We start from the raw sequence: 13,787 nt of genomic DNA on the forward strand, positions 1-13,787 counted from the left end.
GTATGGACTCTTAGTAAAAGTTTAGGCACTTATTACGTTACTCCCCCATGGGGAGGGAGTCCATACATCGGCGAAAGCAGCAATCCCCATAGCAATGTTCCGGGCTTCAAATAACAACGCCAGTGTGAACATCTCAGTGGGGTTGGGAGGTTTCCGCGTTCGCGAAAATGAAGAAGGTTCTAAGCCTTATATTCCCTCGGAGTCCAGTAGGGCTTTAATTCCTCCAGCCTCGACTCTCAATTGCGGCGTCATTGCCCGGTTGCGTTGAATTTCTTTCGCTTCCACATTGTAGCGCATTAACACTTCATCGGTGATATCCACCAAATGTGAGCATGCTACTATGCTCCACATTTTTTCTTCCAATTCTTTGGCGCGGTGGATAGCGTAAACGCTGACGTAGTTAAATTCGGATTGCAGCATTTCCATTTCAGGTTTACCAGTGGTGACTAATGTCACATTCATGGCGATAAACTGACCGCGATTGAGTGCTTCATGAACAAATTTCTCTTTCATTTCTTCTGAAACGAAACGGTTATCGAAGCGCGGAATAATAGCCATTCTGCTTTCTTTATGTGAAGAATCAAATGCGATAAAAAGCTCTCGGCGTATTGGCTTGTTTTCCACCTTAACCTGTTTAATACCATGCTGTACAAAGGGGGAGTCAAGCTTGCGATCTCTAAACATAAACTCAAGATTCACTTCGCCTTTGTTAGCAAAGTGGCATGCAAGTTGGGTTATGCGGTCATCTTGATGACCAATAATGGCACCCTCTGGTTCAAAACGCACACCGTCTTTACTCAATACAAATGCTAATGAGGGGGCATTACGTGCATTTATGCACCGTAAGGCGTGACCCATTCCCGGGATCTCCTCCTCTTCGGGATAGCTTCTTAACGTCGCTCGGTTACTTTTAATGAGTTCATCGAAGAAAGCCCGCGCTCCTTGCCCTTGTTCACCTGATACCGCTTTAAGATGTAAAATGTTCTTTTCAGAATTATAATGTACTACCTGATATTGGAGCGCCATAACGTTGTGTTTAGAGGTCATTTCCTGCAGCTTTGGAAATCCGATTTCAACATGATGGTCAATTTCACCAGCAAATTCGCCGGTAAGTTCAATTCGTAAACCGTGCACCGAGATGTCTTCACTGACGCCCACTATTTGCTGGTCGTCAATTTTACTGCGTAATTCAATGTTTGACCGCAATAAGTAGCGCGCTTCTAATCTTTGTTCATGGAAGCGATATCTAAACCCTTTTATTTCAGCCAAGGGTTTATTTCGAGCATGTCCAAATACTCGTAAATGACTCAAACTGTTGCGATTAAATTTATTTTTATTGTAGATTTGCTGTCCATCTTCAGATGTTACGTCAGTTATATGCACAATGTAGCGAAGATGCTTCAACCGAGACATCAAACGCGCTGAAGGGGGATTGTTTTGCTTTTTAATTTTTGTGCCAACACTGTCAGGAATTGAGAGTGGAACATGTGCTTGATTAGGTGACATATCGCATAGCGATAGTTTAAATACTCGCCAGCTTGCTTTACGAGATCCAAATCCTAAAAATGCACTTTTCAGTACATCCTTAGCATTTAATTCGCTGGTCGATGCCGAATAAAAATAAACTTTTTCATTCTGTAAGTGCGTGAAACTGTATACGAAGATTTCGCGCTGATCTTTTGGCTTTTTGAGTAACGTTTCTAATCTGCTGGTATTGATTAAAAAGCCAATCTTAAGCTCACCTTGTTCATCGCTCCAATAATCCATAATCTCGCGATTCACTTCGTTGAGCATGGCGAATCGTGGAATGATTCTATTTTCAGTTAGGTCCAGAAATATTGGTAACGCGGGACTACGTGGAGAAAAGTATTGTTCTAACGATTTATTCTGTACCGCTTCAATAGTATTGCTTAGGTTAACTTTATAGCGGCGCTTGTTACCATGGATAAATTTTTCCAAAAATTTGTCAAACGCACCATTTGGGAAATCTTTCGACCTACGCAAAGCTACATATACACTACCTTTCTTTCGCGTGGTCGCCAAAACGTTATAAACGATACCGTTCTTTTTATCTAAGGCGTATTCTTCTTCTAGACCTCTGAAATGTACAGAAACGCGATCATCTTTATTGAGTCTTGCCTCATTGCTTAGCTTTACCCGAATTCCCTCGGTCGAGATATCGACACTGTTGCCACGGTAATGGGTGAAATCTTCGGTAACTAACTCAACAGCTACAGCATAATTCATACGCTCGTGTTGACGCTGTGCGTAGGTCAGTAAATTAACAACGGGTACATTGTACCGTTCCATTGACGAAGCCAGCCTATTTTCACTATCACTCGTTGTAGCTACTATTCCTGACTCAGCGCGCTCCCGCATGACCCTGAAATTGTTATCGGTTTGCTGCACCGCTTCGTAAACGCCAAAGCAGTAATGACCAAAAATTCTCAATTGACGTTCAAATGTTTCGATGGCCACATTATCCAGATAGTGCTTTATACCATCATGCTCATAAAGTTCGCATTCGCCAGAGACTTGACCTCTAAGGTCAATTGAACGGACGCACTTCCTGGCAAGCCTTTTCATTTCCATCTTAATGATAAAACGTTTTTCGCGGGGTAGGGCGGCAGTGAGTTCTTTCAAAACCTGATCGAACTGAGGGCTGTTTACCATCGGTTTTAGTTGTTCAATTATATCAGCGTACTGCTGCAGGTCTTGATTCATATGATATATGGCGCTTATGTAATTATTATATACGATACAACCTTATCGGCATGACATCCAAATTATTGATAGCTGGAAACACAGATCGATTAAAAAATTGTTCACTAATCAACCGCCTACCAAACGTTCAGTATACACCGATAAACATAACCATGTAGAATACTCTGAAAATCATCAACTGAAAACCCGTTTATGGTAAAACGTAAAACCGCTTATGTATGCACAGAGTGTGGGGCAGAGTTTCCTCGCTGGCAAGGTCAATGCAATGAATGCAAAGCGTGGAATACCATCAGTGAATTCGTGGTAAGTAATGCTAAATCATCAGTTCGAAGTGCTACAGCGGGTTACGCGGGGCAGACGCAGGCTAAAGTTGAGTTATTAAATACCATTGACCTTAAAGCGCTTCCTCGATTTGGTTCAGGATTTCGTGAGCTAGACCGCGTGTTGGGTGGTGGAGTGGTTCCGGGCTCGGCGATGTTAATAGGTGGGTCTCCAGGCGCCGGAAAAAGCACACTTCTTTTGCAAGTAATGTGTCATTTAGCGAAAGAGAAGTCAGCCCTTTATGTTACAGGCGAGGAGTCGTTGCAGCAGGTAGCGATGCGGGCTCAACGTTTAGGGTTACCAGATGATAAGCTCATGATGTTAGCAGAGACTAATATTGAGACAATTTGCGAACTCGCTCAAGCCCATAGTCCAGCCATCATGGTTATTGACTCTATTCAAGTTATGCATGTCGGTGACGTCCAATCAGCGCCGGGTAGTGTTTCTCAGGTAAGAGAATCGGCTGCATTTCTCACCCGTTTTGCTAAACAAAACCATATTGCCATGTTCATTGTGGGGCACGTGACTAAAGATGGCAACTTAGCGGGCCCCAAAGTATTGGAGCATTGTATCGACTGTTCAATGATGCTGGAAGGGGAGAGTGATGGCCGTTTCCGTACATTGCGTAGCCATAAGAATCGGTTTGGGGCAGTTAACGAACTAGGTGTATTCGGCATGACCGAAAGAGGCTTAAAAGAAGTTAGCAATCCATCGGCAATCTTTTTAAGTCGGGGGGAAAACCAGTCACCCGGTTCCAGTGTTATGGTCGTGTGGGAGGGTACCCGCCCGTTATTGGTAGAAATTCAAGCATTGGTTGATTATTCACAAATGGCAAACCCTAGGCGAGTAGCAGTAGGGTTGGAACAAAATAGACTATCGATGTTACTTGCTGTATTGCATCGTCACGGCGAAGTACAAATGAATGATCAAGACGTTTTCGTTAACGTCGTAGGTGGAGTAAAGGTAGCAGAGACCAGTGCCGATTTAGCTTTACTGCTGGCTATAATTTCCAGCTTTCGGAACCGACCATTACCGCGAGATATGATTATCTTCGGCGAAGTTGGCTTAGCCGGAGAAATCAGGCCTGTGCCTAATGGTACGGAGCGGATCACTGAGGCAGCAAAGCACGGCTTCAAACGAGCGATTGTACCAAAAGCTAATGCGCCTAAACAACCCATCGAAGGAATGTCTGTAATCGCTGCGGCACAATTAACCGATGCATTAGAAGCTATTATGTAAAGGGTTTATGCAGATTTAGCTACTATGCCTTCTATCAGTGCATTCAGATCGTGTTCACTGAGCTTTTCATTACCACAGTTTAATTGAATTAATCGTCTGAGTGCAGCCAAATCCTCCACGTCGATATGGTCTACTTTACACCCAATCAGGGTATCTTCGATACGAGGGTGGTTGAAACGATAGAGCTGCTGTAAATGCACAGTAATCGCTGGACTGTCAGCATTCGGCTGAAACTCAATAATGTAGGGTTCATGGCTATCAAAAGGCAATGCTTCTACAGTGGACTCATTCACTCTTATGCGTAATCCCTGCAATGAAATATCCACAACTTCAACAGGAATACTTACCTGTTGGTGGCTAAGTCTACCTGGCACACCCATGGGTATTCTCTGGAACTGCCGTTTATCTGTCATTTTTTTAGCTCGATTTGTCGATACCCGTCTTTTGTATTATAGGCCATGGTTGAAAAGCAACCTATTTTAGCGATCAATCGTATAAATAACTACATCATTTACAATGGAGCAGTTATGAGTTCGATAAAACATTCCTCGACGGCGCCCGAAGAAGAGCATGATATCCTTTCCGATAAGGATGCGGAAGCATCCAGCCCCGAAGATTCATCAGTCTGTGGTGAAGAAGACCCAGGTGTGGCGCTGGAAGAGATGGTCAGACATCAAACATCAGGTAATGATTAAGAAAATGCCGGGTTGGCCCGGCATTTTCTCTAGTTCAAATCTATTTGCTTATTCTTTTATATTTAAGGCGATGAGGTTCAACCACATCTTGGCCGTATGTGGCTTTCAACCAACTTTCATAATCGTTGTAATTACCCTCAAAGAAATTGATTTTACCTTCGTCTCGATAATCAAGAATGTGGGTAGCAACACGGTCCAAGAACCAACGGTCGTGGGATATGACCATTGCGCAGCCAGGAAATTCCAATAATGCATTTTCCAAAGCGCGCAACGTTTCAACATCCAAGTCATTGGTTGGCTCATCCAGCAGTAATACGTTACCCCCCGCCTTAAGTAGTTTGGCTAGGTGGACGCGGTTACGCTCGCCCCCTGACAAATCCTTGATAAATTTTTGCTGATCTGTGCCTTTAAAATTAAAGCGACTACAGTAAGCGCGGCTGTTAATTTCAAAATTACCAATACGGACGATATCCTGGTCATCGGAAATTTCTTTCCATACAGTATTCTTACCATTCATATGATCGCGGAACTGGTCGACGCTGGCGATCTGAACCGTTTCGCCCATGTCTATGCTACCTGCATCCGGCTCTTCCTGGCCAGTCAGCATTCTGAATAAGGTCGATTTACCGGCACCATTGGGGCCAATAATACCGACTATGGCTCCCTTGGGCACAGAGAATGACATATCGTCGATAAGTACTCTATCGCCATAAGATTTTTTAAGCCCTTCAATATCAATCACCTTATCCCCTAAGCGCTCCCCTGGCGGAATAAATAACTCATTGGTTTCGTTACGCTTTTGGTAGTCTCCCGTAGACATCTCTTCAAAGCGTGACATGCGCGCTTTACTTTTTGCCTGGCGACCTTTCGGATTGGTGCGAACCCACTCAAGTTCTTGCTTAATTGATTTCTGACGAGCAGTCTCCATTTTTTCTTCTTGCTCAAGACGCTTTTCTTTCTGTTCAAGCCATGAAGAATAGTTACCCTCCCATGGAATGCCATGACCACGGTCAAGCTCAAGAATCCAACCGGCGACGTTATCCAAGAAATAACGATCGTGGGTGATGGCCACGACGGTACCCTCGTAATCATGTAAAAAGCGTTCCAGCCACGCCACAGATTCAGCATCTAAGTGGTTTGTGGGTTCGTCCAATAATAACATATCGGGTTTTTCAAGTAATAAACGGCATAGGGCAACGCGGCGACGCTCACCACCAGACAGCTTACTCACATCCGCATCCCACGGCGGCAAACGCAAGGCGTCAGCGGCACGCTCCAAGGCGTTCTCTAAGTTGTGACCGTCTTTAGCCTGAATGATGCCTTCTAACTCACCTTGTTCTTTTGCAAGCGCATCAAAGTCGGCATCAGGGTCTGCGTAAGCCGCATAAACTTCATCAAGGCGTTTCAACGCATAAGCCACATCAGCTACCGCTTCTTCTATGTTGCCACGCACATCTTTGGATTCGTCTAGCTTGGGTTCTTGAGGCAGGTAGCCTATATTAATGCCGGGCTGTGCTCTGGCTTCGCCTTCAATATCGGTATCCACACCTGCCATGATGCGAAGTAAGGTGGACTTACCTGCGCCATTTAACCCCAATACGCCAATTTTGGCGCCGGGAAAGAAACTGAGTGATATATCTTTAAGAATGTGTCGGTTAGGCGGAACAATTTTTCCTACCCGATGCATTGTATAAACGTATTGAGACATAACGTATCCTTGCCAAAATAAAGCTATATTGTAATCGGTTATACCCTCTACCTGCCAGAGCGATCCCCGATTCCATTGATCAATTGGTCTATTTTTAACCGTAATCACGATGATTAATCGTTTTTTCTATCAAAACAGGACGAAAGATGGGATTTACAGTACCATATACGCCCTCATTACATGAAAGGAAGTTGCCGAATGTCCCAGACAAACAAAAGTTATTCACTATCTGACCTTGCCGAAATCGCCGGAGGGAAGGTAAAAGGACGTGCAGATGTAATGATTTTTGGGGTGGGAACATTAGACGGGGCTACAGCAAAAGATATTTCATTTTTAACGAATGTAAAATACAAACCTCAGTTAGCGACCACGAAAGCGGGTGCTGTTATTTTGCCAGAAAAAATAGCGGATGCCGTTGACTTTCCTGCTATTGTGCACGCCAATCCCCACGTTGCTTTTGCAAAAATCGCCCAGGTTTTCGACACTACTCCGAAACTGGCAGTAACGGTTCATTCTTCCGTACAAATAGATGGGTCTGCCTCCGTAGGTAAAAAAGTGGCAATGGGCCCCAACGTTGTCGTGGGGAAAGATGCAGTCATAGGCGATAATGTGACGTTGGGCGCAAATACGGTAGTAGGGGAAGGGGCAATAATCGGTGACGGTGTCACGATTCATCCCAATGTTACGCTTTATCATGGTGTCAGGTTAGGTAAAAATGTGGTTATTCATAGCCAGTCTGTCATTGGTTCGGATGGATTTGGTTATGCAAATGACAAAGGAACATGGCTACCCATTCCTCAAACTGGCTCCGTGGAAATTGGCGATGATACGCAAATTGGTGCTGGCGTTACTATCGACCGGGGAGCGCTGGAAGATACGGTTATCGGCATAAATGTTATCATAGATGACCAAGTGCATATTGGCCATAACTGCGTTATTGGCGATCATTCATGTATTTGCGGTACGTCCGGTTTAGCTGGAAGCGTACATTTGGGTAAACATGTGGTCCTGGGTGGTGGGGTTGGCGTAAATGGCCATATTTCCATTTGTGACAATGTTCAGGTTACAGGATTCACGATGATTATAAGTGATATTACTGAACCAGGAGTCTATTCATCTGGCCAGCCTTCTATGGCTAATCGTGACTGGCGTAAAACTACCGTTAGGGTTCGACAAATTGATTCGCTCTTCGATCGTGTAAAAAAGTTGGAAAGCCAGCGTAACACTGAACGCGATAAATAGTTTATTACTTATTTTCGCAAACTATAGAAAACAGATCCTGTGATTCGACCACAAATCGGTATACATGCGGGGTAAAATGAATAGAATAGGCGTTCAATTTATGCCTTCTAACGTATTAAGGAGTCTTCATGTTACGTCGTGAACTGACCATCGCAGATTTCGATCCAGAATTGGCGGACGCCATTGCCAAGGAAAACGATCGCCAGGAAAATCATATCGAGCTTATTGCATCGGAAAACTATTGTAGTCCGCGTGTAATGGAAGCACAGGGTTCACAGCTTACCAATAAGTATGCAGAAGGCTATCCGGGCAAACGTTATTATGGCGGTTGTGAGCATGTAGATGTTGTCGAACAGTTGGCAATTGACCGTGCAAAACAATTATTCGGGGCAGAGTACGCAAACGTTCAACCTCATTCTGGTTCTCAGGCTAATTCTGCGGCGTTCATGGCATTGTTAGATGCGGGTGATACAGTATTGGGAATGAGCTTATCCGAAGGTGGGCATCTTACTCACGGTTCGCACGTTAACTTCTCAGGAAAAACTTATAATGCAGTCCAGTATGGACTTGATCAATCAACGGGTGAAATTGATTATGATCAAGTTCAAGCGTTAGCTAATGAGCACAAGCCGAAAATGATCATTGGTGGATTTTCTGCCTATTCAGGTGTCGTTAACTGGCAGCGTTTCCGCGAAATTGCGGATAGTGTAGGTGCCTATTTGTTGGTAGATATGGCGCATGTTGCAGGATTGATTGCGGCGGGTGTATATCCTAATCCGCTACCTCATGCTCACGTCGTTACCACTACCACACACAAAACATTAGCAGGCCCGCGTAGTGGTTTAATATTGTCTTCTTGCGGTGATGAGAGCATTTATAAAAAGCTGAATAGCTCGGTGTTCCCAGGTAATCAAGGTGGCCCACTGTGTCATGTTATCGCAGCAAAAGCTGTAGCATTCAAAGAAGCTTTGCAGCCTGAATTTAAAGAGTATCAGCAGCAAGTAGTAAAGAATGCCAAAGCCATGGTTGAAGTCATGCAGCAACGTGGATACAAAATTGTATCGAACGGTACCCAGAATCATTTATTCTTGCTTGATTTAATAGATAAAGATATTACAGGGAAAGAGGCTGACGCTGCCCTAGGGCGTGCTAATATCACTGTGAATAAGAACTCAGTTCCAAATGATCCCCGTTCACCGTTCGTAACCAGTGGTTTGCGAATCGGTAGCCCGGCAATTACCCGCCGAGGATTTAAAGAAGAAGAATCAAAACAGGTCGCAAACTGGATGTGTGATGTGTTAGATAATATGGGCGACGACTCTGTAATAGAGCGTATTAAACAGGAAGTCGTTAAGTTATGCGAGGCGCATCCAGTTTACGCCTAATTCTTGCTTTAAATAATATGCTACCTCGTAACGAGGTAGCATTAAATCGAGATACATTATGTTTTGCCCGTTTTGTTCTGCACAGGAAACCAAAGTAATTGATTCAAGGCTTGTGGCTGAAGGTCAGCAGGTGCGTCGTCGTCGCGAATGCCTCGAATGCCACGAACGGTTTACAACGTTTGAAAATGCAGAGTTGGTTATGCCTAGAGTAATCAAACGCGATGGTTCAAGAGAGCCCTTCAATGAAGACAAGCTTCGTGCAGGATTACAACGAGCACTGGAAAAGCGCCCGGTGAGTACTGAAAGAGTCGAACAATGCATTTTATCGATAAAATCCCAGCTAAGGGCTACAGGGGAACGAGAAGTGTCGAGTCAATTTTTAGGTAATCTCATCATGAACGCGTTAAGAGAACTGGACAAAGTAGCGTATGTTCGGTTTGCATCCGTTTATCGTTCTTTTGAAGATATTAAAGAGTTTGGTGAAGAAATAGCCAAACTTAACGATTAATTCGATGACCCTAGCTTCCAAACCTACCACCTCAAACGATTATCGATGGATGGGGGAGGCCATTAAACTGGCACGCAAAGGGAAATACACCACCACCCCAAACCCAAACGTGGGCTGTGTAATCGTCGACAGTAATCAAAACCTTGTTGGTAAAGGATATCATTTACAAGCTGGAACGTCTCACGCGGAAGTACACGCCCTAAGGCAAGCGGGCCAAAAGGCGTCAGGCGGGACTGCATATGTCACGTTAGAGCCTTGTAGCCATTTTGGCAGAACACCGCCATGTGCTGATGCTTTAATAGATGCTGGGGTCAAACGAGTGGTTGTAGCGATGACCGATCCAAATCCGCAAGTAAGTGGGAAAGGGATAGCAAAAATACAACAAGCTGGTATTGAAGTGGTCGTTGGTGTTATGGCAGCTGAAGCTGCAAACCTAAATAGGGGCTTCATCAAACGAATGACCTATGGCAAGCCTTTTGTCACTTTAAAGCTAGCTATCAGTTTAGATGGTAAGATTGCGTTATCGAACGGTAAAAGCAAGTGGATAACTAGCCCCGAAGCACGAAGTGATGTTCACCGGCATCGAGCTGAAAGCTCTGCGATACTAACCGGCTCAGGTACAGCATTACACGACAATCCAAGTTTACTGGTTAGGCAAGATGAGGCAAATTTGACCGATTACCCGCTACCAGAAGTTCGACAACCACTGCGTGTGGTGGTGGATTCAAAGGGGGGGCTCCCCGCTAACCTGCAGTTATTCAACGATGGACACGCCAGCCTGGTCGCTACGACGCACGTATATAAAGATTGTGACCATGCAGAGACTGTTGTCGTAACAGGAGAGAGGGGAAAAGTGTCATTGACTGCCCTAATGGACATCCTGGGGCAACGCCAAATTAATGATGTTTGGGTGGAAGCTGGTCCAGGATTAGCGGGGGCGCTTCTTCAATCAGGTTTGGTTGATGAACTAATTGTCTATCAGGCGCCAATTATTTTGGGAGACAAAGCCACTTCTATGCTAACCCTCCCTGACTTTAGTGAAATAGATCAGGCTTATTCACTTACTCTCAGACAATTACGTCACGTTGGTGTAGACACTAAAATGACATTCAGCATAAATGCAAAACCTTTTTCAGAATAATAAAGCGTAGGTCTTATGTTTACCGGAATCATTCAGGCACTTGGAACTATTAGTGCATTAGAAAACAAAGGTTCAGATATTCGCCTGACGGTGGAATCAACTGGGCTGAATATGGCGGATGTTAAATTAGGTGATAGTATTGCCACTAACGGTGTGTGTCTTACTGTAGTTGATTTTAGTGACACCTATTACCAGGCAGATGTTTCGGCAGAGACAATTAAACATACAGGCTTTACTACCTATAAAGCGGGCACAAAAGTTAACCTGGAGTTGGCGATGCGTCCCATGGATCGATTTGGTGGGCACATTGTTTCGGGTCATGTAGATGGTGTGGGTAACGTTACCAAAATTAATCAGCACAAAGATTACTTCGAAGTGTGGATAAAAGCACCTGACGAGTTGGCGAAGTACATTGCTCATAAAGGCAGTATTACTGTTGATGGTGTTAGCTTGACGGTTAATGAAGTCGATGGGGCGGAATTTATGCTGTGGATTATCCCCCATACGTTGAAAGAAACGGTAATAGGGCAATATAAGGTGGGTTCAAAAGTTAATCTGGAAGTGGATGTGGTAGCGCGGTATCTTGAGCGTCTATTACTTGGTGACAAAGCAGCCCAGCCAGCGACATCCGGCATTGATATGGCTTTTTTAGCTCAACACGGTTTCCTTAAAAACTAGTTCCCTACACATTTAAAAGTAAAAAGTAAAAAGTAAAAAGTAAAAAGAAAACTTATGGCTCTAAATACAACTGCAGAAATTATTGACGACATCAAACAGGGTAAAATGGTTATCCTCATGGACGACGAAGATCGCGAAAATGAAGGCGATCTTATTATGGCTGCTGAACATGTCAACCCAGAAGCAATCAATTTTATGGTAACGCACGCCCGAGGTTTAGTTTGTTTACCTATGACAACCGAACGTTGTAAGCGTCTTAAATTGCCTCTTATGGTAGATAAAAACGAAGCGCAATTTTCAACCAATTTTACGGTATCGATAGAAGCGGCCAGAGGGGTTTCTACAGGTATATCTGCTGCCGATCGTGCAACCACAATTTTAGCCGCCGTTCATCCAAGAGCAGAGTCCTCTGATATTGTGCAGCCTGGACATATTTTCCCTCTTATAGCGAAACCGGGTGGAGTCCTAAATAGAGCTGGTCATACAGAAGCCGGCGTGGACTTAGCTCGTCTGGCAGGATGTGAGCCTGCGGCTGTGATTGTTGAAATTCTTAACGATGATGGCACCATGGCGCGTCGTCCAGAATTAGAAAAGTTTGCACAGAAACATAACTTAAAAATTGGCACCATTGCTGATTTAATTGAATATCGCAATCTGAACGAGACCACGATTGAAAAAGTGGCGGAGTGTAAGTTACCTACCGCTTACGGTGAATTCGAACTGCATACTTTTAAAGATGTTATTGATAACCAGATACACTTTGCTTTAAAAAAAGGGCCAATCAGCGAAGAAGAGCCTACACTGGTGAGAGTGCACTTACACAATACATTAAGCGACCTGTTAGGTTCCACTCGTGCTATTAACCGCTCCATGACATTGCCTCAGGCAATGACCCGAATTGCCGAGGAAGGGGGAGTGCTGGTGGTGTTGGGTAAAGAAGAAAATCTTGAGAACCAGGTGCAACGTTTTGCGGCAGTTGACCGCGGCGAAGAGGATGCAGGGGCAGCATGGAAGGGCTCTTCACGTACGGTCGGTGTAGGGAGTCAGATTCTTGCTACACTAGGAGTGAAGAAAATGCGCCTGCTGAGTAAGCCAATTAAGTATCACGCCCTGTCAGGTTTCGGCTTGGAAGTAACGGAATATATTCACGATTAAAGATGGCATCATTTCGTATCTCCGCCAATAAATTGTGCTATACTGCGCGCCGTTTTTTATAGGAAGTGACATCATGCATGTAATCGAAGGCAATTTCAGAGCCACGGGCAAAAAATTCGCAATCGTCGTATCTCGCTTTAACAGTTTTATCGTAGAAAGCTTATTGGAAGGTGCGCTGGATACGTTAGAAAGGCAAGGTGAAGTAGGTGATGACGATATCACCTTAGTCCGTGTTCCTGGCGCATACGAATTACCTGTCGCGGCTAAAAAATTAGCAGAAAAAGGTAACTTCGACGCGATTATCGCATTAGGTGCGGTCATCCGTGGTGGTACGCCACACTTTGATTTTGTTGCTGGTGAATGCAACAAAGGTTTGGCGCAGGTAGCGATGGATTCTGGTGTACCAGTGGCGTTCGGTGTTATTACCACAGACTCAATCGAACAGGCTATCGAGCGTGCGGGCACAAAAGCAGGTAACAAAGGATCTGAAGCTGCGCTAAGTGCGCTTGAAATGGTTAATGTACTGGCTTCTTTAAACGATCTGTAAGGCGGATTTGAGTGAAAGTTTCTGCACGACATAAAGCCCGTGAAATTGCGCTACAAGGCGTCTATTCATGGCAAATGAGTAAAAATCCGGTTGAGCAGGTTGAGTTGGCGCTTGCTACCAGTAACGACATGCAAAAAGTTGATATGGCCTATTTTCAGGCGTTGCTGCGAGGCGTGATAGAGCGTGTCGATGATCTCGACCGTGCGATTCGCCCATATCTTGGCCGTTTACCTGAAGAGCTTGATCCGGTGGAAAAAGCGGTGCTTCGTTTAGCCACCTTTGAACTAGTTCACCGTGTTGACGTACCATATCGCGTAATTATTAATGAAGCGATAGAACTGGCCAAAGACTTTGGCGCAGAAGAAAGCCACAAGTTCATCAACGGCGCACTTGATAAAGCGGTTCGTAAACTGCGCGAGCATGAGCGCGACTGATCACAGTTAT

The 13,787-nt window shown here is 44.6% G+C and carries 13 protein-coding genes; 10 read left to right on the forward strand and 3 right to left on the reverse strand.

Annotated elements, in window-relative coordinates; translation table 11 throughout:
- Positions 1 to 186: 186 nt before the first annotated feature.
- Complete coding sequence (locus tag OPS28_RS14460; RefSeq protein ID WP_265610175.1) at positions 187 to 2,724, reverse strand: PilZ domain-containing protein; 2,538 nt, start codon at positions 2,722 to 2,724, stop codon at positions 187 to 189.
- 192 nt (positions 2,725 to 2,916) lie between these two features.
- Between OPS28_RS14460 and radA the strand changes: the two genes are divergently transcribed.
- Positions 2,917 to 4,284 carry a DNA repair protein RadA gene (gene radA / locus OPS28_RS14465; protein ID WP_265610176.1) on the forward strand — a complete coding sequence of 456 codons (1,368 nt, stop codon included), beginning with the start codon at positions 2,917 to 2,919 and terminating at the stop codon, positions 4,282 to 4,284.
- 5 nt (positions 4,285 to 4,289) lie between these two features.
- On the opposite strand, the gene OPS28_RS14470 is transcribed toward radA, so the two are convergent.
- Complete coding sequence (locus tag OPS28_RS14470; RefSeq protein WP_265610177.1) at positions 4,290 to 4,697, reverse strand: PilZ domain-containing protein; 408 nt, start codon at positions 4,695 to 4,697, stop codon at positions 4,290 to 4,292.
- Between the two features lie 114 nt (positions 4,698 to 4,811).
- Between OPS28_RS14470 and OPS28_RS14475 the strand changes: the two genes are divergently transcribed.
- Positions 4,812 to 4,979, forward strand: coding sequence for a hypothetical protein (locus tag OPS28_RS14475; RefSeq protein ID WP_265610178.1), 168 nt, complete (start codon positions 4,812 to 4,814; stop codon positions 4,977 to 4,979).
- 40 nt (positions 4,980 to 5,019) lie between these two features.
- Here OPS28_RS14475 and ettA read toward each other — a convergent pair whose 3' ends face one another.
- Complete coding sequence (ettA, locus tag OPS28_RS14480; protein WP_265610179.1) at positions 5,020 to 6,687, reverse strand: energy-dependent translational throttle protein EttA; 1,668 nt, start codon at positions 6,685 to 6,687, stop codon at positions 5,020 to 5,022.
- A 198-nt stretch (positions 6,688 to 6,885) separates the two neighbouring features.
- On the opposite strand from ettA, the gene lpxD reads away from it, so the two are divergent.
- The 8 genes from lpxD (at position 6,886) to nusB (ending at position 13,777) form a co-directional block, all read left to right on the forward strand.
- Entirely contained in the window at positions 6,886 to 7,929 is a 1,044-nt protein-coding gene (gene lpxD / locus OPS28_RS14485) for a UDP-3-O-(3-hydroxymyristoyl)glucosamine N-acyltransferase (RefSeq protein ID WP_265610180.1), read from the forward strand.
- A 128-nt stretch (positions 7,930 to 8,057) separates the two neighbouring features.
- Entirely contained in the window at positions 8,058 to 9,314 is a 1,257-nt protein-coding gene (gene glyA, locus OPS28_RS14490) for a serine hydroxymethyltransferase (protein ID WP_265610181.1), read from the forward strand.
- Between the two features lie 58 nt (positions 9,315 to 9,372).
- Positions 9,373 to 9,822: a transcriptional regulator NrdR gene (gene nrdR, locus OPS28_RS14495; RefSeq protein WP_265610182.1), complete on the forward strand. Its 450-nt coding sequence runs from the start codon at positions 9,373 to 9,375 to the stop codon at positions 9,820 to 9,822.
- 4 nt (positions 9,823 to 9,826) lie between these two features.
- The gene (gene ribD, locus OPS28_RS14500) at positions 9,827 to 10,963 is read left to right on the forward strand and encodes a bifunctional diaminohydroxyphosphoribosylaminopyrimidine deaminase/5-amino-6-(5-phosphoribosylamino)uracil reductase RibD (protein ID WP_265610183.1); all 1,137 of its coding nucleotides are present in this window, start codon (positions 9,827 to 9,829) and stop codon (positions 10,961 to 10,963) included.
- 15 nt (positions 10,964 to 10,978) lie between these two features.
- The gene (locus OPS28_RS14505; RefSeq protein WP_265610184.1) at positions 10,979 to 11,641 is read left to right on the forward strand and encodes a riboflavin synthase; all 663 of its coding nucleotides are present in this window, start codon (positions 10,979 to 10,981) and stop codon (positions 11,639 to 11,641) included.
- A gap of 54 nt (positions 11,642 to 11,695) precedes the next feature.
- A complete protein-coding gene (ribBA, locus tag OPS28_RS14510) occupies positions 11,696 to 12,796 on the forward strand; it encodes a bifunctional 3,4-dihydroxy-2-butanone-4-phosphate synthase/GTP cyclohydrolase II (RefSeq protein WP_265610185.1) in 1,101 nt (366 codons plus the stop codon).
- A 73-nt stretch (positions 12,797 to 12,869) separates the two neighbouring features.
- Positions 12,870 to 13,343: a 6,7-dimethyl-8-ribityllumazine synthase gene (gene ribH, locus OPS28_RS14515; protein ID WP_265610186.1), complete on the forward strand. Its 474-nt coding sequence runs from the start codon at positions 12,870 to 12,872 to the stop codon at positions 13,341 to 13,343.
- 11 nt (positions 13,344 to 13,354) lie between these two features.
- The gene (nusB, locus tag OPS28_RS14520) at positions 13,355 to 13,777 is read left to right on the forward strand and encodes a transcription antitermination factor NusB (protein ID WP_265610187.1); all 423 of its coding nucleotides are present in this window, start codon (positions 13,355 to 13,357) and stop codon (positions 13,775 to 13,777) included.
- The last annotated feature ends 10 nt before the right edge of the window (positions 13,778 to 13,787 follow it).

The organism is Alteromonas sp. ASW11-130, assembly GCF_026183735.1.
Lineage (GTDB): Bacteria > Pseudomonadota > Gammaproteobacteria > Enterobacterales > Alteromonadaceae > Alteromonas.

Excerpts from the sequence above, each read along its gene's own strand:
- ribH (WP_265610186.1), top strand. The coding sequence starts at position 12,870 with ATGCATGTAATCGAAGGCAATTTCAGAGCCACGGGCAAAAAATTCGCA.
- OPS28_RS14505 (WP_265610184.1), top strand. The coding sequence starts at position 10,979 with ATGTTTACCGGAATCATTCAGGCACTTGGAACTATTAGTGCATTAGAA.
- OPS28_RS14470 (WP_265610177.1), bottom strand. The coding sequence starts at position 4,697 with ATGACAGATAAACGGCAGTTCCAGAGAATACCCATGGGTGTGCCAGGT.
- radA (WP_265610176.1), top strand. The coding sequence starts at position 2,917 with ATGGTAAAACGTAAAACCGCTTATGTATGCACAGAGTGTGGGGCAGAG.
- lpxD (WP_265610180.1), top strand. The coding sequence starts at position 6,886 with ATGTCCCAGACAAACAAAAGTTATTCACTATCTGACCTTGCCGAAATC.
- OPS28_RS14460 (WP_265610175.1), bottom strand. The coding sequence starts at position 2,724 with ATGAATCAAGACCTGCAGCAGTACGCTGATATAATTGAACAACTAAAA.
- ribD (WP_265610183.1), top strand. The coding sequence starts at position 9,827 with ATGACCCTAGCTTCCAAACCTACCACCTCAAACGATTATCGATGGATG.
- glyA (WP_265610181.1), top strand. The coding sequence starts at position 8,058 with ATGTTACGTCGTGAACTGACCATCGCAGATTTCGATCCAGAATTGGCG.
- ettA (WP_265610179.1), bottom strand. The coding sequence starts at position 6,687 with ATGTCTCAATACGTTTATACAATGCATCGGGTAGGAAAAATTGTTCCG.
- ribBA (WP_265610185.1), top strand. The coding sequence starts at position 11,696 with ATGGCTCTAAATACAACTGCAGAAATTATTGACGACATCAAACAGGGT.
- OPS28_RS14475 (WP_265610178.1), top strand. The coding sequence starts at position 4,812 with ATGAGTTCGATAAAACATTCCTCGACGGCGCCCGAAGAAGAGCATGAT.
- nrdR (WP_265610182.1), top strand. The coding sequence starts at position 9,373 with ATGTTTTGCCCGTTTTGTTCTGCACAGGAAACCAAAGTAATTGATTCA.